Raw genomic sequence first — 21,108 nt, forward strand, 5'->3', positions numbered from 1 at the left:
TGGGGGCTCCCAGATGACGACAGGTCGGCCCGGCGTCGCCGCCGCACCGAACGCGGCGTACGCAGGTCAGGTGGTGCAGTTCCCGGACCCGGTCCGCGCGGAGCGGCACCCCGCCGGGGTCAGGGTGGACGAGTACGGCTTCCCGGACTTCGGTCCGTACGCCGCCGCCGCGGCCGAGGTGGCCGACCCGCCGGCGGGCTTCGGCGTGGACGAACTGCGGCTGACCGACTACGTCTCGGCCAACGCCGCGCTCTACACCCAGGGCCACCCGCTCTGGGCGGACCTCCCGACCGCCGTCGCCACCCCGCCCGGCTGGACCTGGCACCACGCGGTCGGCCGGGCCGCCCCCGGCTGGCGGCGGATGGAGCTCGTCCCGGTCGAGGTCAAGGCGCTGCTGCGGCACCACGGCGGCCTGGCCACCTCCGCCGCCGACCACACCCGCCGCGGCACCCGCCCGCTGCAGGAGCGCCGTCCGGTGCACTTCTCGCTGGCCGGGGACGGCGGCGACCCGATCGGCGTCCCCGAGGACCTGGTGCAGCGCGCCGAGGAGCGCCTCGGCTACCGGCTGCCCGACGCCTACCGCACCTTCCTCAAGCTGGGCGGCGGCCGCGCCCCGGTCGGCGTGGCGCTGGACACCGAGCTCGGACTGCTGCTCGACCAGCCGTTCCTGACGCTCACCGAGGAGTACGGCACCGACGACGTCGTGTACGCCAACAAGTGCCTGCGCGACCACCTCACCAAGGACTACCTGGGCATCGCCTACGCGCAGGGCGGCCTGGTCGCGCTCAAGGTGCGCGGCGAGCGGACCGGCTCGGTCTGGTTCCACCTGTACGACGACGCCCGCGACGCCGGCGGCCCGGAGGCGCCGGAGGACCGCTGCGCCCGGCTGCTGCTGCCCTGCGGCGAGGACTTCGACGCCTTCCTGCTCCGGCTGGCCGGCAGCCCGCCGGAGCTGGAGACGGTCGCGGAGCTGATGGTGGACGGCGGGTTCGCCCGGGCCGTCCCGGTCGGCTGAGGCGCGTGGGCGCGGTGCTCGTGGTGCTCGCGGTGGTGTCGGTGGCCGAGGTGGTCGCGGTGGAACGGGGGACGAAGAGGATGCGGACAGGGGTGAACCGGGCGTGGTGACGTACGCGCAGGCGCAGGAGCTCGCCGAGGAGTGGATCAACGGCGGGGTGCCGCGCTCGCAGCAGCGCGAGGTGCGGGTCCGGGAGTTCGACCTGGGCTTCGTCTGCTGGGCGGTGGCGCCCACGGGCCCTGCCGACGGCTCGGGCGGTGCGGGCGGCGGCTCGGGGGAGGCGCGGCTGGTGATCGCCCGGGACTCCGGCGCCAGCACGCTCTGGCCCGCGCTGCCCGTCAACGAGGTGGTCCGGCAGTACGAGGAGGTCTACGGGCGGCCGGTGGCGGCCAACCCGGCGGGGGCGGCGAAGCCCGCGCCCGGGCCGGTGGAGGCGACCTCGTTCCTGCTCAGCCCGCCGCAGTGGCTCCAGGAGGCGGGGGCCGCGGCGATCGCGGCGGAGGCGCAGCGGCTCGGGACGGCTCCGGCCGCTGTTGCCGCCGCTGCCGCGCCCGCGTCCGTTCCGGCTGTCGCGCCCGTCGAGGAGCCGCCCGCCGCGGCGCCGCGGCCCGGGCCGGCCGTGCTGACCGAGCCGCCGGTCTCCGACCGGCCCGCCGGGGACGCGCCGACCATGCTCGCGCCGCCGGCCGGGCACGACGAGCCGGCCGTCGCGCCGGTGCCGCCGGTCGCGGCTCCCGTCGCGCCCGTCGCGCCTGGGGTGCCCGGCCGGCCGCCGGTCGAGGGCGAGGCCGCGACCGTCCTGATGTCCGAAGGGCTGCGGACCACCGGCTCGGACCTGCCCGAGCCCGCCGCGCCGGCGGGTGCCGAGGCCGCGACCATGCTGATGCCGCCGACGGGTGGCGGCTACGGCATGCCCCCGGTCCCGCCGCCCGCCGCCCAGCCGCCCGCCGCGCAGCCCCCGGCGCCGCCCGTCGCGCCGCCGGCCCCGGGACCGGCGCCAGTGCCGGCGCCCGCCCCGGCCGCCGAGCCGGCGCCCACGCTGCTCGCCTCGCCGGACGCCATGCCCGGGCTGATGGGCCTGCCGGGTGCCCCGGTGGCCCCGCCTGCCGGTGGTCCGCCCGCCGGTGGTCCGCAGGTGGAGCACGCGCCGACGATGCTGGCCCCGCCCGGCGGCCTGCCCGGCCTCGCGGGCCTGCCCGGCGCTCCGGCCCCCGGTGTCCCGGCTCCCGGCGCCCCGGAGGCCGCCGCGCCGCAGGGCGGGCTGGGCCGTGGCGCGGGTTCGGGTCCGCCGCCGCCCCCGCCGGCCGCGCTGCGCGGTGGCCCCGCCGGTTCCCCCGGCCCCGCCGCCGGGCTGGGGCGCGGTGCGGGTTCGGGTCCGCCGCCGCCTCCGCCCGCCGGGCTGAAGCACACCCCGGGCTCCGGCACGCCCGCCGCCCACCCCGGTGGTCGTGGCGCCGCCTCCGCCCCGCCGCCCCCGCCCCCGGCGGGCCTGCGGGGCGGCGAGGCCCCGGTGGCCCCGCAGGGTGCGCCGGCCGCCGGCCCGGCCGCGTCCGGTCCGTCGTACGAGGCGACCCAGCTGGCGGGCGCGATCGACCCGGCGCTGCTGGGCGCCCCGGCGGACCCGGGCACCCCGCCGTCCGGCGGCCCCGCCGTCCCGCCGCCGCCCGGCGGTCCGGCGGCCCCCGCCGCGCCCGCGGCCGGCTACGGCTACCCGAACGCGCCCGGCGCCGCCGGGGTCGTCCCGCCGGCGGTGGTGCCCGGTTCGCCGCCGCCCGCGCCGGTGCCGCCGGGCGTGCCCGCGGTCGGCCCGGGGTACTTCGCCGCGCTCAGCTACCGGGGCCCGGACGGCTCGGAGCAGAAGCTGCTGCACCGCAGCGAGCCCGGCACCCCGCACCCGGAGTGGAAGATCCTCCAGGACCTGCGCCGGCTCAACGTGCCGCCGGAGCAGGTGCTGGAGCTCTACACCGAGCTGGAGTCCTGCGACCTGCCGGGCGGCTACTGCAACCGCATGATCGCCGCGTCCTGGCCGAACGTCCGGCTCACCCACACCGCCCCGTACGGCCGCGACCACGCCTCCCGGCAGGCCGGGATGGCCGAGCTGCTCGACCACCTGGACGAGCTGCACCAGCTGGCGTCCGGCGCCCAGCGGGTCCGCCCGTTCCGGGTGCCGCCGCCCGCGCCGGGGACGGTCCAGGCGCTGCCGCCGCTGCCGCCGCAGCAGCTCGCCCAGGAGACCGGGGCCGCCTTCGGGCAGAACCTGTTCCGCTACGAGCAGCGCGCCGTCTCCCGCCAGGGCGTGCCCGAGCCGGTGTCCCAGACCCTGATGTGGGCCGGGCTGCCGCGCGACTTCGGGCCGTTCTTCTGGGCGCAGGCGCAGGAGGGCCGTCCGATCCCGACGCTCGCCGAGCTGGCCGCCGAGCGCGGCCTCGCCGCGGGCCCGGACTTCGGCGGCTACCTGGTGCTGGGCAACGACTACGGCCGCCAGCTGTGCGTCCAGTACGGCACCGCGCACGTGGTGGCCGTGGACATCGATGGAACCGGCCAGCCGCCCCGGTTCGTCAACAGCGGTGTACCGGAGTTCGTCCGCTCGCTGGCCCTGCTGGGCCGGATGTGGCGGCTCCGGTACGGGCTGACGCCGGACCAGGCCGGTCGATGGACGACCGACTTCCAGGCCCAGCTCGCCGCGATCGACCCGGCGGCCCTGCAGAACGCGGACACGTGGTGGGCCGTGCTGCTGGAGCAGTTCTGGGACGGCCTGCTGTAGCGGGTCGTCGCTGATCCTCGCAGGTGGGAGGGGTCGTTCCGGTGTCCGGAACGACCCCTTCGGCATGCCGACGCAGCCGTGCCTCGTTGGGGTTTCGCCCGGATCTGCGCAAAATAGGTCAAGAGGATGGGTCTATTCGTCCGGTCCTCGACACATTCCGGTCCGTACGACGGCGGAATCCGGCCCCGGCCTCCGAACCGGTTCCGGATCCGTCCGTTCCGTCCGATCATGGGCTCCGCAGCCCGCGAAACGAGGGGAAGAGCCCATGAGCGACGCCGTCCCCCAGTACGGCTTCACCCAGGCCCGCCGTGGCTACGTGCCCGAGCAGGTCGACCGAGCCCTGGCCGCCCTCACCGCGCAGCGTGACGAGGCGTGGGAGCGGCTGAGCGTCCTGGGCGCAGGCATCCGGCAGATGGAGGCCCGACTGGCCGACATCCGCCGGACCGCCGAGGACGCTCCGGAGCCCGACTACCAGGTGCTCAGCGAGCAGGCCGCCGGACTGGCCGCGATGGCCGAGAACGAGGCGCGCGCCGTCCGGGAGAAGGCCGAGCGCTTCGCCGAGGACCTGCGGGACGAGGTGTACGAGGCCGGCCAGGCCGCCGACCGCGCCGCCAAGGAGTACGGCACCACGACCCGTACCGATGCCGACGCGGCCGCCCGCCGTACCGAGGAGCGGACCCGGGCCGAGGCCGAGGGCATCCGGTCCGACGCCGACCGGGAGAGCCGTTCCGCCCGGGACGCCGCCACCGCCTACGCCGCCAAGGTGCGGGTGGCCGCCGCGGAGGCCAGCGAGCAGGCCGAGGCCGAGCTGGCCACCCGGCGCCGCAAGGCCGACGAGACCTTCGCCGCCGCCCAGGCCAAGGCCGACGCCGAGGACACCGAGGTCTCGGCGACCGCCGAGCGCCGGGTCAAGGAGGCGGAACAGCAGCGGGAGACCGTGCTGAACCGGATCAAGCAGCTGGAGACGGACGCCCAGGCCAAGGCCGACCAGCTGATCGAGCAGGCCCGCCGGGAGGCCGAGAAGATCAACGCGGAGAGCGAGCGCGAGCAGCGCGAGTTCGACACCCGGCTGGACACGGTGCAGCAGCACCTGGACCACATCAAGGCCACGCTGGCCTCGCTCACCGGGGCGGCGGTCGGCCAGATCGAGCCCGGGGTGGCGGCCGCGGCCGCCGCGGCCGTCCAGGCCTCCGGCGCGGCCGCCACGACCCCCGCGCCGCGGGACGCCGTCGCGGACGCCGTCGTCGACGCCGCGCCGGTGGACTCGGAGGCGGACACCGGGGAGATCCCGGTGGCGAACCTGCGCAAGGCCCTGGCCCCCGCGGCTCCGGCCGGGGCCAAGGCCCCCGCCGCCCGGGAGGGGGCGGCGACCGTCCTGCGGACGCCGGTGGTCGGCAGCAGTGCCACCAGGGCCATCGGCGGGCCCGTGGCGACCGGCCCGGTGCCGCCGAAGCCGGCCGCGCCGCCCGCCGAGGAGACGGTCGACGGGACCGCCGACGGGACGGCCGCGGCGGAGAAGGGCGCCGGGAAGCCGTCGGAGGACGAGACCCGGATCGTCCCGAAGATCATCATCGTGGACGACGGCAGCGACTACGCGACCCCGCACACGGTGAGCTACAACCGCCGCTGACCGGGCGCCCGACCGCGCGCCGCGAAGGCCCCGACCGCCCCCACCGGGCGGGCCGGGGCCTTCGTCGTGCCGGGGTGCCGGTCGTGCCGGGGCGGGGGCGGAACAGGGGGCCGGGTTCGGGATAGGACGGCGGCCGACGGGGTAGGCCCCGGGAACGAAAGAGGCCGAGACCCGTGGCGCCCTCCAGGAAAGGGCGCCACGGTTCCCGGCGCTTGGGCGGGCGCCCCCACCCAGGGCCGCCCGGCCTCGCACCTCCGACCCCCATCGGGGGTGCGACAGTGCCCCCACAGCCATCCCCCACGGTTGGGTGCGGCGGGCACGTTCACCATGGTGCGCGATCTCCATGGACGGCCAGTGACAGGAGTATGTCCAGTTCGTGGCGGATGGCCGTGCCCGGTTCGGTGCGGGTTCCGGTCGGTTCGTCCACCGGCCGGACCGGTGGTCCGTCCAGCCGTTCGTTCCCGGATGTGTTCCTGACAAAACTTGGGGCCGGCCCGGGGCGGGGGCCGACACCCCGGGCCCCGGTGCGGTCCCGGCGCGGTCCCGGCGAGGTCCCCGGTCCGGCTCGGGTCCGGCCCCGCCGGAGCCGTGGACCGCGTGCGTGTCCGTGCCGCGGCGTAGGCTGGAGACCCCCGGCCGCTCGGCGTGCCGGGCCGTTCGCGTTGCCCCGGCGGGCCTTCGCCGCCCCGGGACAGCACCAGCCACGGGACGAAGAAGAGACCCCAGATGAGTCTGACCGGACTGCTCGATGTCGTCGCGCGGGACGCGGCGCTCGCCGAGGCCATCGAGGCGGCCACCGCCGCCGGAGCCGCGGCCGGCGGACGCCGCCACCTGGACCTGGTCGGGCCGCCCGCCGCCCGGCCGTTCGCCATCGCCGCGCTGGCCCGCGCGCTCGCCGGGCAGGCCGCCGGGGAACGGGGCCGTCCGGTGCTCGCCGTCACCGCGACCGGCCGGGAGGCCGAGGACCTCGCGGCCTCGCTGCGCTCGCTGCTGCCCGCCGACGCCGTCGCCGAGTTCCCGGCCTGGGAGACCCTGCCGCACGAGCGGCTGTCGCCCCGCTCGGACACCGTCGGGCGCCGGCTGGCCGTGCTGCGCCGGATCGTGCACCCGCGGGCGGACGACCCGGCGGCGGGGCCGGTCCAGGTGATCGTCGCCCCGGTCCGCTCGGTGCTCCAGCCGCAGGTCAAGGGACTGGCCGAGCTGGAGCCGGTGGCCGTCCGGCGCGGTGAGTCGTACGACCTGGAGGAGGTGGCCCGCCGGCTCTCCGCCGCCGCCTACGCGCGCGTCGAACTGGTCGAGAAGCGCGGCGAGTTCGCCGTCCGCGGCGGCATCCTGGACGTCTTCCCGCCGACCGAGGAGCACCCGCTGCGGGTGGAGTTCTGGGGCGACGAGGTCGAGGAGGTCCGGTACTTCAAGGTCGCCGACCAGCGCTCGCTGGAGATCGCCGAGCACGGCCTGTGGGCGCCGCCCTGCCGGGAGCTGCTGCTCACCGACGAGGTGCGGGCCCGGGCCGCCGAGCTGGCCGCCGAACACCCCGGGCTGGCCGAGATCCTCGACCGGATCGCCGAGGGGATCGCGGTCGAGGGCATGGAGTCGCTGGCGCCGGTGCTGGTGGACGACATGGAGCTGCTGCTGGACGTGCTGCCGCTCGGCTCCGTCACGGTGGTCTGCGACCCGGAGCGGGTCCGCACCCGGGCCGCCGACCTGGTCGCGACCAGCCAGGAGTTCCTGCACGCGTCCTGGGTCGCGGCCGCGGCGGGCGGGGACCGGCCGATCGACCTGGAGGCCATCGACGTCTCCGCCGCCTCGCTGCGCTCGCTCGCCGAGGTGCGCGAGCACGCCGCCGAGATCGGACTGCCCTGGTGGTCGGTCAGCCCGTTCGCGACCAGCGAGTCGACGGTCGACGGCATCCTGGAGTTCGACGCCAACACGCTCACCCTCGGCATGCACGCCGTCGAGGCCTACCGGGGCGACACCGCCCGGGCGATCGCCGACGCCAAGGAGCGGCTGGCCGCCGACTGGCGGGTCGTCATGGTGACCGAGGGCCACGGCCCGGCCTCCCGGCTCGCCGAGGTGCTGGGCAACGAGGGCATCCCGGCCCGCCTGGTCGCCGACCTCGCCGAGGCGCCCACCCGGGACGTCGTCCACGTCTCCTGCGGCTCGATCGAGCACGGCTTCGTCGACGAGGACCTGAAGCTCACGGTCATCACCGAGACCGACCTGTCCGGCCAGAAGTCCTCCACCAAGGACATGCGCCGGATGCCCTCGCGCCGCCGCAACGCGATCGACCCGCTGGCGCTGGTGGCCGGCGACTACGTCGTCCACGAGGCGCACGGCGTCGGCAAGTACGTCGAGATGGTGCAGCGCACCGTCCAGGGCGCCACCCGCGAGTACCTGGTGCTGGAGTACGCCCCGGCCAAGCGCGGCCACCCCGGCGACCGGCTGTTCGTGCCGACCGACCAGCTCGACCAGGTCACCAAGTACGTCGGCGGCGAGGCCCCGACGCTGCACCGGCTCGGCGGCGCGGACTGGGCGAAGACCAAGCAGCGGGCCAAGAAGGCGGTCAAGGAGATCGCCGCCGACCTGATCAAGCTGTACTCGGCCCGGATGGCCGCCCCCGGCCACACCTTCGGCCCGGACACCCCGTGGCAGCGCGAGCTGGAGGACGCCTTCCCGTACGCGGAGACGCCCGACCAGCTGACCACCATCGCCGAGGTCAAGTCCGACATGGAGAAGTCCGTCCCGATGGACCGGCTGATCTGCGGCGACGTCGGCTACGGCAAGACCGAGATCGCGGTGCGGGCCGCGTTCAAGGCCGTGCAGGACGGCAAGCAGGTGGCGGTGCTGGTGCCGACCACGCTGCTGGTGCAGCAGCACTTCTCGACCTTCGCCGAGCGCTACGCCAACTTCCCGGTGACGGTGAAGGCGCTGTCCCGCTTCCAGACCGACAGCGAGGCCAAGGCCGTCCTGGAGGGGCTGTTCGAGGGCTCGGTGGACGTCGTCATCGGCACCCACCGGCTGTTCTCCTCCGAGACCAGGTTCAAGGACCTCGGCCTGGTCATCGTCGACGAGGAGCAGCGCTTCGGCGTCGAGCACAAGGAGCAGCTGAAGAAGCTGCGCGCCAACGTGGACGTGCTCACCATGTCCGCGACCCCGATCCCGCGCACCCTGGAGATGGCGGTCACCGGCATCCGCGAGATGTCCACCATCACCACCCCGCCGGAGGAGCGGCACCCGGTGCTGACCTTCGTCGGGCCGTACGACGAGAAGCAGATCTCGGCCGCGATCCGGCGTGAACTCCTGCGCGAGGGCCAGGTGTTCTACATCCACAACCGGGTGGAGTCGATCGACAAGGCGGCCGCCCGGCTGAAGGACCTGGTGCCCGAGGCGCGGATCGCCACCGCGCACGGGCAGATGGGGGAGACCCAGCTGGAGAAGGTCGTCGTCGACTTCTGGGAGAAGGAGTTCGACGTCCTGGTGTCGACCACGATCGTGGAGTCCGGCATCGACATCTCCAACGCCAACACCCTGATCGTGGAGCGCGGCGACACCTTCGGCCTCTCCCAGCTGCACCAGCTGCGCGGCCGGGTCGGCCGCGGCCGCGAGCGCGGCTACGCGTACATGCTGTACCCGCCGGAGAAGCCGCTCACCGAGACCGCGCACGAGCGGCTGGCCACCATCGCCCAGCACACCGAGATGGGCGCGGGCATGTACGTCGCGATGAAGGACCTGGAGATCCGCGGCGCGGGCAACCTGCTCGGCGGCGAGCAGTCCGGGCACATCGCGGGCGTCGGCTTCGACCTCTACATGCGGATGGTCGGCGAGGCGGTGGCGGAGTTCCGCGAGTCGCTGGCCGGCGGCGGGGAGGCGGAGGAGGAGCCGCTGGAGGTGAAGATCGAGCTGCCGGTCGACGCCCACGTGCCGCACGACTACGCGCCCGGCGAGCGGCTGCGGCTGCAGGCGTACCGCTCGATCGCCGCGGTCAACTCGGAGGAGGACATCCAGCAGGTCCGGGACGAGCTGGTGGACCGCTACGGCAAGCTGCCCGAGCCGGTGGAGAACCTGCTGCTGGTCGCGGCGCTGCGGCTGTACGCCCGGCGGTGCGGGATCTCGGACATTACCCTCCAGGGCTCCAACGTCCGCTTCGGGCCGGTGGAGCTGCGGGAGTCCCAGCAGCTGCGGCTGAACCGGCTCTACCCGCGCAGCCAGGTGAAGGCGGCGGCCCAGCAGCTGCTGGTGCCGCGCCCGAGCACCGGGCGGATCGGCGGCAAGCCGCTGGTCGGGCGGGAGCTGCTCGGCTGGTGCAGCGAGTTCCTGTCGGCGATGTTCGACGACCTGGCGGGGGCGAAGAAGTAGCGTCCGCTCCTCGGGTGGTCCACGGCGGTCTCGGGCTCTGCCCGGGGCCGCCGTTTCGTTTCTGTCCGCCTGCCTGTCCGCCTGCCTGTCCGTCCGCCTGAGCGGGGCGGGGCGGGGCCGCGGCTGTGAACAGGGCTGTCAGCCGATCTTCCACTGGCCGGTCTGCGGGGCGAAGCCGCTGTCCAGGCCGAACTGGGCCTTGTCGAGCTTGACGTCCTTCGGGACCTCGAAGGTGACGAAGCCGAGGGCGCTCTCGCCGGGAGCGATGTTGGCCGGGACCTGGAAGCTCGGGCCGGCCTTGGTGTCGGCGACCGTGGTGCCGAAGGCCTGGCCCTGGGCGTCCAGCACCTTGGCGCCGTTGCCCGGGGCGTCGCTGTAGGCCTTCTTGCCGCTGGCCTTGATCCGGAACTGGACCGCGACGAAGCGCTTGCCGTCGGCCGGGTGGACGTACTCGTTGTCGGCCTCGGCGTTGTCGACCACCTTCACCAGCGTCACCTCGGCGGTGTCGGCCGGGTCGTTGCCCTTGAGCGGGATGGTGTCGCCGACCTGCGCCACCTTGGGGGCGTCGGCCGGCTTGCCGCCGCCGGCGGGCGCGCTCGCGGCGGCGCTCTGCTTGGGCTCGGTGGCGACGGACGGGCCGCCGGTGGAGTTGCACGCCGTCGCGGTGAGCGTGATCAGGGCGGCGCCCAGCAGCAGGGAGGCGGTGCGGCGGCGGGTGGTCGCGGACATGGGTGTTCTCCCGGTGATCGGTGGTCTTCCTGGCGCCGCCCCCGTTCGGTGGCGACGGAGAGATCACACCACTCGGGCGTGAACCATGTCAATGCGATTTCACAAAAGAGCTCTGTTCACGTGTGAACTGGGATCGAGAGGCTCGTCGCTATGCTGTGCGGTCACAGCCCCGAGCCGCCCGCCCCAGGCCCGGCGCCCAGCCCCCGCCCGCAGTGCGGTCGCAGCCCCCCACCGAAGGAGCCCCCGTGCCGGACCGTCCCGAAGTGACCGCCGCCGAGATCGCCCGGCTGGCCGGCGTCGGCCGGGCCGCGGTCAGTAACTGGCGCCGCCGCCACCCCGACTTCCCGCGCCCGGTCGGCGGCACCGACGCCAGCCCGGCCTTCGCGCTCGCCGAGGTCGAGTCCTGGCTGCGCGCCCAGGGCAAGATCGCCGAACTCCCGCTGCTGGAGCGGGTCTGGCAGCTCGTCGACACTCTCCGCGACCCGGCCGGCCACCCCGCCGCCCCGCTGGTCGAGGCGGGCGCCCTGCTCCTGCTGCTGCACCGCGAGCCCGGACAGTGGGCCGAACTCGCCGACCGGCCCGACACCCGGCTCGCCCTCGCACTGCCCCGGGCCGTCGCCGGCACCGCCGTGCACGCCTTCGGCCCGGACGGCGCCCGCACCCTCGGCCTCCCCGGCCTGCTCGGCAGCACCCAGCTGGACCTCGCCCGGCTGCTCGCCGAACTCGCCGCCCAGGCCGGCCCGGTCGGCGCGTACGAGCAGCTGCTCACCCGGTACGCCGAGGCCAACACCCGCCAGCTCAGCCCCACCCCGCCGGAGGCCGCCGAGCTGCTCGCCGCCGTCGCCGGCGTCCCCGCCACCGTGCTCGACCCGGCCGTCGGCCTCGGCTCCGTCCTGCTCGCCCACCCGCCGACCACCGGCCGCTACGGCCAGGACGCCGACCCGGTCGCCGCCGCCCTCGCCCGGCTCCGGATCGCCCTGCACACCCCCGCCGACGAGCCCGGCCCGCTGCCGCTCGACCTGCGGGCCGGCGACGCCCTGCGCGCCGACGGCTTCCCCGGCGACACCTTCGAGGCGGTGCTCTGCCAGCCCCCGTACAACGAGCGCGACTGGGGCCACGACGAGCTGCAGTACGACACCCGCTGGCCCGGCGGGCTCGTCCCGCCGCGCGGCGAGTCCGAACTCGCCTGGGTGCTGCACTGCCTCGCCCACACCCGCCCCGGCGGCCTCGCCGCGCTGCTGCTCCCGCCGACCGTCGCCGCCCGCCGGGCCGGCCGCCGCATCCGGGCCGAACTGCTCCGCTCCGGCGCGCTGCGGGCCGTCATCGCGCTGCCGGCCGGCGCCGCCCCGCCGTACGGCGTCCCGCTGCACCTGTGGGTGCTGCGCGCGCCCCTGCCGGGAAGCGACTTCCGCCAGGTGCTGATGCTGGACGCCGGGGCGTCGGCCTCCGGCCCGGCACCTACCGGACCGGGCGGGGCCGCCGGGGCGCAGGCCGCCGAGGGGGGCCGGGACAAGGTCGACTGGACCGGGCTGCGCCGCACCGTCCTGGACGCCTGGCGCGGCTTCGACCTCGCCGCGCGCGAGGGCCTGCCCGTTCCCGCCGACCGCCCCGGCGTCCACCGGGTGATGGCCGCCATCGACCTGCTCGACGACGAGACCGACCTCTCCCCGGCCCGGCACGTCCCGCCCGCCGCCCCGCTCGGCGGCGCGGCCGAACTCTCCCACCTCGGCGGCCGGCTCGCCGAACTGCTGGCCGACCTGCCCGACCCGGTCACGCTGCTGCCGCGGCCGGGCGCCGCGACCGACGGCGCCTCCGGTGTCGCGCCCGTCGGGGTGGTCACCATCGGCGAGCTGGTCCGCGGCGGCGCGCTGGAGGTGTACTCCTCCGGCACCGGCGCCGCCACCCGGCCGGCCGGTTCGGGCGGCACCCCCGTCGTCACCGACCAGGACCTCGCCACCGGAGCCGCCCCCAGCGCCGTCCTCGCCACCGGCCCCGGCCCGGCCGGGGACGTCCGCACCCGCCCCGGCGACGTCCTGGTCCCCGCCCTCGGCGGCGGCACCGCCCGGGTCGTCCCCGCCGAGGGCCCGCTGGTCGGCGCCGCCCTCGGCCGCCAACTCCACCTCCTGCGGCCCGACCCCGCCGCCCTCGACCCCGAGTTCCTGGCCGGCCAGTTCCGCTCCACCGCCGGCACCCGACGCGCCGCCAGCCACGCCACCACCACCGCCCGCCTCGACATCCGCCGCGTCGAACTGCCCCGCCTCCCCCTCCCCGCCCAGCAACGCCTCGGCACCGCCTTCGCCCGCCTCGCCGCCTTCGACGCCGCCCTCACCCAGGCCGCCGCCCTCGGCCGCGGCCTCACCCGGGCCGCCACCGACGCCCTGGCGACCGGCGCCCTGGCGCCGCCGGAGTAGGGCACACCTCCCAGCGGTGCACGCACCCCGAGGCGGCGTGCGGCTCCGACGTGGACGACCGGTCCCGCCCCGGGGCCCGTCCTCGGGTAGGCGTCGCGTCCGCTCCGGTGGACGGCGGTGGCCGAGGGAGGGGTGGGGTCCGTTCCGGAGGTGACCACGGCTCAGTACCGGCGCGGTACCGGCGTGATACCGATGCGGCAGCAGGCGGACGGAAGCCCTCCGGGGCGACCGGGCCTGGCGGTACGGTGGGCGCAGCCGTTCGCACCGTCCGTCGGTGCCGGTCCTCACCAGCTCAGGAGCGCGCATGTCAGGGCAGTACCCCGGGCAGTTCGGACCGCCGCCCGGCGGAACGCCGTACGGGCCGGGGCCGGGGCAGGGGTACGCGCCGGGCACGGTGCCGGGCGGACTGCCGGGCGGGCTGCCCCGGCCGGTGGCGGTGGCCGGACAGGCTCCGGTACCCGGGCGGTTCGGGGTGGTCGCGCGGGTGCTCTGCGCGCTGGCCCCGCTGCTCACCTTCGGTCTGCTCGGGGCCGTCCCCTCGCTGCTGCTGGCGGTCCGGCGCCGACGGGCGTACGACATCCTCGGCGCGGCGGTGTTCTGCGCGCTGCTGCTCACCATGATCGTCTCCGCCGGGATCGCGGGCACCCTGAAGAATCCGGCCGCCGACACCACCGGCTCGATCACCCTGGCCGTGCTCTGGCTCCTGCCGACGGCGCACTTCCTGGTGATGGACAGCCGCGCGGTCTGGCTGGCCGGGCGGCCGGCGCCGCGGGCCGTACCGCCGGGCGTACCGCAGGCCGTTTCGCCGTACGCGGTGCCCGACGTCTCGCCGTACGCGGCGACCGTGCCGGGGTACGGCGTGCCCGCTCCCGCCGCCCAGGGCCCGGTGACCCCGGCCCCCGAGACCGCCCACGACCTGCGCGAGCTGGGCGAGTTGCTGCGCCGCCAGGCCCGCGAGGACCGGCCGTGACCGCCACCCGGCTGATCGCCGGCCGCTACCGGCTCACCGAGAAGATCGGCCACGGCGGCATGGGCCAGGTCTGGGCCGGCCAGGACGAACGGCTGTACCGCCCGGTCGCGGTCAAGCTGCTCCGCCCCGAGCACCTGGTCCCCGGCGGGACCGGCTCCGGCGGCGAACGGGCCCGCCACGGTGACGAGTTGCGCCGCCGCTTCCTGCGCGAGTGCCGGGTCACGGCCGCGCTCGACCACCCCGGGCTGGTCACCGTCTTCGACGCGGGCGAGGACGAGGGCGAGCTCTACCTCGTCATGCAGCGCATCCCCGGCGTCAGCCTGGCCGACCTCATCGCCGAGGACGCGCCCTTCCCGATCGAGCGCGCGGCGGCCGTCGCCGCGCAGCTGTGCACCGCGCTGGCCGCCGTCCACGCCATCCCGGTGGTCCACCGCGACCTCAAGCCGAGCAACGTCATGGTCCGCGAGGACGGCCGCACCGTCCTGCTCGACCTCGGTATCGCCACCGCCCTCGACACCGAGACCACCCGGCTCACCCTCACCGGCGTGCCCGTCGGCAGCCCCTCCTACATGGCCCCCGAACAGGCCCTCGCCGCCACCACCGACCCGCGCAGCGACCTCTACGCGCTCGGCTGCCTGCTGCACGAGATGCTGGCCGGGGAGGAGCCGTTCCGGGCCCCCACCGCGCTCGGCGTCCTGCGCCGGCACGTCGACGAACCGCCCGTCCCGCTGCGGGAGTTGCGCCCCGAGGTGCCGCAGCCGCTGGAACAGCTGGTGCTCGACCTGCTCGCCAAGCAGCCCGCCGACCGCCCGGCCGACGCCCGGACCGTCTACGCGCGGCTGCTCCCGCTGCTGCCCCCGGCCCACGGCGCCCCGCAGCCCCGCTACACCCCGCTGCCGGACCCGGCCCGGCCCTTCCGCTACCCGCACCAGCCGCAGCCGCCGGCCGAGGCGGCCGCCCCGGTTGCCCCGGCCGCCCCGCCGTCGGTGGTCCGCTCCGAGCCGCGACCCTTCCTCATCCCGCCCGCGCCTTCGACCCCTCCGACCCCACCCCCGGTTCCCGCGGGCCCGGACCTCGGCGCCGAGTGCGCCCGGCTCTCCGACCTGGTCGACGCCGGCCGCCACACCGAGGTACTCGGCCTCGCCGCCCGCCTGCTGCCCCGGGCCGAGGCCGAACTCGGCGACGCCGCACCCCTGGTGCGCACCATCCGCAGCATCTACGCCCGCACCCTCCTGCACGAGGGCCACCCCCAGCAGGCCCTCCCCGAGTACCGCCGCCTCGCCGCCACCGCCGACGGCGGCCCGCACGGCCCCCAGGGCCTCGACCACCGCTACCGCGCCGCGATCTGCCTCGACCGGCTCGGCCACGGACCCGAAGCCCTCGCCGAGTACCAGGCCCTCCTCACCGCCCACACCACCCGCCTCGAATCCGGCCTCGACACCGACCCCGAGCGCGGCTACGACCTCCGCGAACGCATCGGCCTCCACCTCGCCGCCACCGGAGACCCCCAGAACGCCTGGCAGTGGCTCCTCCCCCTCCTCCTCGAACGCGAACGCCGCGACGGCCCCCACCACCCCACCGTCCGCCGCCTCCGCCAATCCCTCTCCACCCTCACCCCCACCGCCACCCCCTGGCCCCCACCCCGCCCCTGAGGGGCGGGGCATCGGGCAGGCCGTGGAGAGGAGACCGTTCCACCCCCACTCCCACCGCCGCTTCCTGGACCGCGCCCCGTCTCTGAGGGGGCGCGGCGTCGGGTGGGCTGTGGGGAGGGGACTGCTTCGTCCTCACTGCCACTGCCACTCCCCGGCCCCCACCCCGCCGCTGAGCGAGCGGGGCATCAGTCAGGCAAGGGCAGGAGACCGCGTCACCCTCACCCCGACCGCCACCCCTGGCTCCCGCCCGCAGCTGAGGGAGCGGCTCGTCGGGTGTGCCATGGGGAGGAGACCGTTCCACCCTCACTTTCACCGCCGCTTCCTGGACCGCGCCCCGTCTCTGAGGGGGCGCGGCGTCGGGTGGGCTGTGGGGAGGAGACCGCGCCACCCTCACCCCCACCGCCGCCCCTTGGCCCCCATTCCGTCCCTGAGGGGCGGGGCATCGGGCAGGCCGTGGAGAGGAGACCGTTCCACCCCCACTCCCACCGCCACCCCTGGCTCCCGCCCGCCACTGAGGGGCGGGCCATCGGGCAGGCCGTGGGGAGGAGACCGTTCCACCCTCACCCTCACCGCCACCCCCTGGCTCCCATCCCGCCGCTGAGGGGGCGGGGTGTCGGGCGGGCTGTGGGGTGGGGACCGCTTCACCCGTACTCTCGCCGCCGCCCCTGGCACCCGCCCCGCCGCTGAACGAGCGGGGCATTGGGCAGGCGGTGGGAAGGAGACCGCCGTGGTCGGTGCCGGACAACCTGTGGGGCAGGACCGAGCCGCCGCTGGTGCGGCGGCGGCTCCATGGATCCGGCCGCCCGCCGTTGGACGACCGGAGCCATCTGCCGCAGGAGTGCGGCTTCGGTACTGGCACGCACCGGGACGGGGGAGCGGCCGCCGCAGCTGCCGTCGACCGGGCAGCACCGTGTCGGTGACGTGGACCGGTCGCGGGCGGCGATCGACGGCTCGCATCGGCGGGCCCACCCGTGACGGCCCGCAACGGGAGCGGGTCCGGTCGGCCGTGCCGCGTCGTGCCGTGCGGGGCTCGGAGCGGCATGCGGCGGCTGGTGGTCAGGAGCGTCATGCCGACCGGCGGCTCGCATCGTTGGGTTCGTCGCGATGGCCCGCACGGGGGTCGGGTCCGGTCGGCTGCGCCGATTCGAATCCGGAGCGCCGTGTGACGGTTGGCGGCCGGGGCGTGCCGTCGGCTGTCATGCCGGGAGGTGGCTCCGCGCTGTTGGGGCCGTCGCGGTGACTGGCAAGGCGGCTGGGTCCGTCGGCTGCGCCGGGCCGGGTTCGAGGCGCCGTGTGCATGCCGTCGGCTGTCACGCCAACCGCCAGCAACCGCCACGCCAGCACCCGGCGCCTTCCCCCTCCTGGACGCCGTCCTCCGTGGCCGGTTCGGCTCTGGCGCACCGGCCGCCGGATGACCGCGTGGGCGTGGCGTTCCCCCGTGCGGGCGCCGACCGGTGCGGGGCGGCTGGGAGTGGGAAGTCGGCCGGGTCGACTTCCTGTGCTTGTGCGGGCGTGGTGGGGGACGGCAGGGCTGGGGCGTCGGGTAGCGGCGGCTGAGGTTGGCTTTCCGCGCTGCCTGGGATGCCGTCTCCAGTAGCTGGTTGCGGCTCGGGCTCACCGGCCGCCGGACGACCGTGTGGATGTGGTGTTTCCCTGGGCGGGCGCCTCCCGGTGCGGGGCGGGGGTGCGGGAGTAGGAAGTCGGCCGGGTCGACTTCCTGTGCTTGTGCGGGCGTGGTGGGGGACGGCAGGAGGGGTAGGGGAGGTCAGTAGGGCGGCGGCTTCCCGCGCTGCCCTGGACGGCGTCCGTCGTGGCCGGTTGCGGCTCTGGCTCACTGGCCGCCGGACGACCGTGTGGATGTGGTGTTTCCCTGGGCGGCGCCTCCGGGGGTGCGGGAGTAGGAAGTCGGCCGGGTCGACTTTCTGTGCTCGCGTGGATGCGTGGGGGCCTCGGGGATGGTGGTCTGGCCGGTGCGGGGGAGTGGGAAGTCGGCCGGGTCGACTTCCTGTGCCCGTGCGGGCGGGGTGGGGACAGCGGGGTGGTGGCTTCCCGGCCCGGCCCGGGGCGGGGGTGCGGGGGTAGGTTCGGGGGGTGACGACGAATGCTGTGCCGACGGAGACTCCGGGCGCGAAGTTGATCCTGCTGACCACCACCCACCGGGTGGCTCCCGGCCTGCTGGCGTGGCCGGCGTGGGAGGCGTTGCGGTCGGCGGGGCGGGTGCTGGTGGGGGACGAGGGGCATCCGCAGGTGGCGGCGGTGCGGCAGGCCGGGGTGGTCGTGGAGGCGGTGCCGGCCGGGTCGGCGCCCGCGTTGGCGCGGCTGCTGACGGGGCAGCCCGCGGGGGCCGGGCCGACGGTGTGGCTGGGCAGCCCGGACGGGGACCCGGGGCTGACCGACGCGCTGGCGCGGCTGGCGGTGGAGCACGCCGGCGAGGTGCCGGAGATCGAGGTGCTGCCCGGCTCGTACGACCTGCCGGGGTCGCGGCTGCTGGACCTGGTGACGGTGATGGACCGGCTGCGCTCCCCGGGCGGTTGCCCCTGGGACGCCGAGCAGACGCACGAGAGTCTGGTGAAGTACCTGGTCGAGGAGGCGTACGAGCTGGTCGAGGCGATCGAGGCGGGGGACCGGGAGACGCTGCGCGAGGAGCTGGGCGACGTCCTGTTCCAGGTGTTCTTCCACTCCCGGATCGCCGAGGACCACCCGACGGAGCCGTTCACCGTCGACGACGTGGCCGGGGACATCATCGAGAAGCTGATGTACCGGCACCCGCACGTGTTCGGGAACGTCGAGGTCGAGGGCGCCACCGAGGCGGAGGCGAACTGGGAGCAGCTGAAGGCGGCCGAGAAGGCGGACCGCGAGTCGGTGCTGGACGGCGTGCCGGCCGGGCTGCCCTCGCTGGCGTACGCGGCGAAGCTGGTGTCGCGGGTGCGCCGGGCGGGTTTCACGGGGGTGCCGGACGAGGCGTACGGGCTGCCGGCCGAGCTGACGGCCGATTCGGCGGGCCGGCTGCTGCTCGCGGTGGTGCAGCGGGCGCACGACGCGGGGGTGGACGTGGACGCCGCGCTGCGGTCGGCCGCGCGCGGTTACCGGGACGCGGTGCGCGCGGCCGAGGGCCTCGGTCCGGTCGGGGAGTAGGCGCTCAGGCCGCCGTGGCGGTGCGCTCGGGGCGCCGCTGCGGCGGGACGAGTTCGCCGATGGCCTCGCCGACGAGGAGGACGAGTTCGGCGAGCCGCTCCAGGTCGAGGTGGTCGGGCAGGTCCGCCAGCGAGATGATCCGCTCGCCGTCGGGGCCGGCCACGGCGAACAGGTCGATCGGCCCGAGGTGCTTCTCGGCGGTGTCCACGAGGGCGGCGACGTCGCTGGGGCGGCGGATGTCGCCGCAGACGCCGACGACGGGGCAGCCCGGCCGGTCGAGTTCGGCGGCGAGGTCCTCGGCGATGCCGGCGTACTGGTCGGCGATGAGCATTCCGGCGGTGCCGGCGGCGGCGAACCGGCGGGCGAGGCCCGCGCCCGACCCGCCGTCGAGGACCGCGATGACGACGACTGACCCGCTGACCCGCATGGTCTGCTCCTCCCTGTGGGCGACACCGCACCGGCGCCCACGCGTACTGCGGAGGATCGTAGGCACGTCCTGACCCTCCGCAACAGGGATTACCCCTCAGGTGACCAGGCTCACGCCCGCCCCGCGGCCAAGAGTCGGCCAAGAGCTGTCCACGGACCGGCCACGGACCGGCCATGGAGTGTTGGCGCGCCCGACGCGTCCGGTCGCGGAAGCGCGGCGGAGGAGTGGCGGGGAAGCGGCGCCCCGCCGGAGGGAGGGCGGGCCCGTCGCACCGGATACGGTCGGTCCATGCCAGCTCAGCCCGTCCCCGCCCGGCCCGCCGCCCCGTCGTCCGACGCCCCCGCCCCGCAGCTGTTCACCTGGGAGTTCGCCGCCGACCCGTACCCCGCCTACGCCTGGTTGCGCGAGCACTCCCCGGTGCACCGCACCACCCTGCCGAGCGGGGTGGAGGCCTGGCTGGTGACCAGGTACGCGGACGCCCGGCAGGCGCTCGCGGACAGCCGGCTGTCGAAGAACCCGGCGCACCACAGCGGGCAGGCGCACCGCACCGGCCGGGTGGGCATCCCGGGCGAGCGGCAGGCGGACCTGATGACCCACCTGCTGAACATCGACCCGCCGGACCACACCCGGTTGCGCCGGCTGGTGTCGAAGGCGTTCACCCCGCGCCGGGTGGCCGAGTTCGAGCCGCGGGTGCAGCAGCTCACCGACCGGCTGATCGACGGCTTCGCGCAGCGCGGTTCGGCGGACCTGATCCACGAGTTCGCCTTCCCGCTCCCCATCTACGCGATCTGCGACATGCTCGGGGTGCCGGCCGAGGACCAGGACGACTTCCGCGACTGGGCAGGGATGATGATCCGCCACGGCGGGGGCCAACGCGGCGGCGTGGGGCGGGCGGTGAAGCGGATGCGGGCGTACCTGCTGGAGCTGATCCACCGCAAGCGGGCGGACCTCGGGGACGACCTGATCTCGGGCCTGATCCGGGCCGGCGACCACGGTGAGCACCTGACCGAGAACGAGGCCGCGGCGATGGCCTTCATCCTCCTGTTCGCGGGTTTCGAGACCACCGTGAACCTGATCGGCAACGGCACCTACGCGCTGCTGCGCAATCCGGAGCAGCGCCGGCTGCTGCAGGAGTCGGTGGTGCGCGGGGAGAGCGCGCTGCTGGAGACCGGGATCGAGGAACTCCTGCGCTACGACGGGCCGGTGGAGCTGGCGACCTGGCGGTTCGCGACCCGTCCGCTGACCATCGGCGGGGTGGACATCCCGGTCGGCGACCCGGTGCTGGTGGTGCTGGCCGCGGCGGACCGCGACCCGGCCCGGTTCGCGGCGGAGAACACCCTGGACCTGGCCCGGAAGGACAACCCCCACCTGGGCTTCGGGCACGGCATCCACTACTGCATCGGCGCTCCGCTGGCGCGGCTCGAAGGGCGTGCCGCGCTGGCCACGCTGCTTTCCCGGCTGCCCGATCTGCGGCTCGCGGAAAGCCCGGAGAATCTGCGCTGGCGGGGTGGTCTGATCATGCGTGGCCTGCGCGAACTCCCGGTGGAATTCAGTCCGGAGAGCCGTTCCCCGCACGCCCCTCCGCACCTCGTTCCGGATGCCTCTTCGACGCCTCCGACCTGCTGAGATCGCGCTGACGGGACGTCGCCGATCGCCCGCCGACGGGGGTGTGAACACCCATCAATCCGGACATAACGCCGCTGTTGGTAGGCGATCGGACACGGGCCGTAATTGTTGTGTGATATCGGTGATATGAGCTTGTGATTGGTCTGATGATCTGTCTACTCTCCCTGGAGTTCGCAGCTGCGGACCTCGTACGCGGAACGCCGAATCCTGCCCGCCGCGTCACGGGAAACCGACCAGAACCCTGGGCAGGGGCGGGGGAACCAGGTTTGTTGCCGTCTCCCCACGGCTTGGGGTGAAGCCGCCCGAGCGGAATCGTTTCCGCGTACGGCGGCCGGGCCACCTCCCGGTCCGAACCCGACAGCTCACCTCGCAGGCGTACGGAGAGGGACCTCT

The 21,108-nt window shown here is 75.7% G+C and carries 11 protein-coding genes and 1 riboswitch; of the genes, 9 read left to right on the forward strand and 2 right to left on the reverse strand.

Going from position 1 to position 21,108, the window contains the following annotated elements; all coding sequences use genetic code 11:
• Positions 1–13: 13 nt before the first annotated feature.
• The 4 genes from ACFVU7_RS04560 to mfd all read left to right on the forward strand — a co-directional run bounded on the left by ACFVU7_RS04560 (position 14) and on the right by mfd (position 9,765).
• The gene (locus tag ACFVU7_RS04560) at positions 14–1,015 is read left to right on the forward strand and encodes an SMI1/KNR4 family protein (RefSeq protein WP_049660184.1); all 1,002 of its coding nucleotides are present in this window, start codon (positions 14–16) and stop codon (positions 1,013–1,015) included.
• A 103-nt stretch (positions 1,016–1,118) separates the two neighbouring features.
• A complete protein-coding gene (locus ACFVU7_RS04565) occupies positions 1,119–3,779 on the forward strand; it encodes an SUKH-4 family immunity protein (RefSeq protein WP_388044280.1) in 2,661 nt (886 codons plus the stop codon).
• A 265-nt stretch (positions 3,780–4,044) separates the two neighbouring features.
• Positions 4,045–5,409, forward strand: coding sequence for a hypothetical protein (locus ACFVU7_RS04570; protein ID WP_388044281.1), 1,365 nt, complete (start codon positions 4,045–4,047; stop codon positions 5,407–5,409).
• A gap of 726 nt (positions 5,410–6,135) precedes the next feature.
• Complete coding sequence (gene mfd / locus ACFVU7_RS04575; RefSeq protein ID WP_387829908.1) at positions 6,136–9,765, forward strand: transcription-repair coupling factor; 3,630 nt, start codon at positions 6,136–6,138, stop codon at positions 9,763–9,765.
• Between the two features lie 138 nt (positions 9,766–9,903).
• On the opposite strand, the gene ACFVU7_RS04580 is transcribed toward mfd, so the two are convergent.
• Positions 9,904–10,494, reverse strand: a complete 591-nt coding sequence (locus tag ACFVU7_RS04580; RefSeq protein ID WP_388044283.1) for a DUF4352 domain-containing protein — start codon at positions 10,492–10,494, stop codon at positions 9,904–9,906.
• Positions 10,495–10,739: 245 nt separating this feature from the next.
• On the opposite strand from ACFVU7_RS04580, the gene ACFVU7_RS04585 reads away from it, so the two are divergent.
• The 4 genes from ACFVU7_RS04585 (at position 10,740) to ACFVU7_RS04600 (ending at position 18,662) form a co-directional block, all read left to right on the forward strand.
• The gene (locus ACFVU7_RS04585; protein WP_388044284.1) at positions 10,740–12,905 is read left to right on the forward strand and encodes an N-6 DNA methylase; all 2,166 of its coding nucleotides are present in this window, start codon (positions 10,740–10,742) and stop codon (positions 12,903–12,905) included.
• A gap of 304 nt (positions 12,906–13,209) precedes the next feature.
• Positions 13,210–13,875, forward strand: a complete 666-nt coding sequence (locus tag ACFVU7_RS04590; protein ID WP_388044285.1) for a hypothetical protein — start codon at positions 13,210–13,212, stop codon at positions 13,873–13,875.
• Complete coding sequence (locus ACFVU7_RS04595) at positions 13,872–15,527, forward strand: protein kinase (RefSeq protein WP_388044286.1); 1,656 nt, start codon at positions 13,872–13,874, stop codon at positions 15,525–15,527. Before ACFVU7_RS04590 ends, ACFVU7_RS04595 begins: the two co-directional genes overlap by 4 nt.
• 2,091 nt (positions 15,528–17,618) lie before the next feature.
• On the forward strand, positions 17,619–18,662 hold the full coding sequence (locus ACFVU7_RS04600) for a MazG family protein (RefSeq protein ID WP_388044287.1): 1,044 nt from the start codon (positions 17,619–17,621) through the stop codon (positions 18,660–18,662).
• A gap of 4 nt (positions 18,663–18,666) precedes the next feature.
• Here the strand turns inward: ACFVU7_RS04600 and ACFVU7_RS04605 are convergent, their stop codons facing one another.
• Complete coding sequence (locus ACFVU7_RS04605; protein WP_049651970.1) at positions 18,667–19,089, reverse strand: SDR family NAD(P)-dependent oxidoreductase; 423 nt, start codon at positions 19,087–19,089, stop codon at positions 18,667–18,669.
• A 288-nt stretch (positions 19,090–19,377) separates the two neighbouring features.
• Between ACFVU7_RS04605 and ACFVU7_RS04610 the strand changes: the two genes are divergently transcribed.
• Positions 19,378–20,715 (forward strand): cytochrome P450, encoded by a 1,338-nt coding sequence (locus ACFVU7_RS04610; protein WP_388044288.1) that lies wholly within the window; start codon positions 19,378–19,380, stop codon positions 20,713–20,715.
• A gap of 221 nt (positions 20,716–20,936) precedes the next feature.
• A riboswitch (cyclic di-AMP (ydaO/yuaA leader) is annotated at positions 20,937–21,105 on the forward strand.
• The last annotated feature ends 3 nt before the right edge of the window (positions 21,106–21,108 follow it).

The sequence above is a fragment of the Kitasatospora sp. NPDC058046 genome (assembly GCF_042885595.1).
Classification (GTDB): domain Bacteria; phylum Actinomycetota; class Actinomycetes; order Streptomycetales; family Streptomycetaceae; genus Kitasatospora.

Bases quoted from the DNA above. Each gene is read 5' to 3' on its own strand.
- ACFVU7_RS04610 (WP_388044288.1), top strand. From the start codon at position 19,378: ATGCCAGCTCAGCCCGTCCCCGCCCGGCCCGCCGCCCCGTCGTCCGAC.
- ACFVU7_RS04580 (WP_388044283.1), bottom strand. From the start codon at position 10,494: ATGTCCGCGACCACCCGCCGCCGCACCGCCTCCCTGCTGCTGGGCGCC.
- mfd (WP_387829908.1), top strand. From the start codon at position 6,136: ATGAGTCTGACCGGACTGCTCGATGTCGTCGCGCGGGACGCGGCGCTC.
- ACFVU7_RS04590 (WP_388044285.1), top strand. From the start codon at position 13,210: ATGTCAGGGCAGTACCCCGGGCAGTTCGGACCGCCGCCCGGCGGAACG.
- ACFVU7_RS04605 (WP_049651970.1), bottom strand. From the start codon at position 19,089: ATGCGGGTCAGCGGGTCAGTCGTCGTCATCGCGGTCCTCGACGGCGGG.
- ACFVU7_RS04560 (WP_049660184.1), top strand. From the start codon at position 14: ATGACGACAGGTCGGCCCGGCGTCGCCGCCGCACCGAACGCGGCGTAC.
- ACFVU7_RS04570 (WP_388044281.1), top strand. From the start codon at position 4,045: ATGAGCGACGCCGTCCCCCAGTACGGCTTCACCCAGGCCCGCCGTGGC.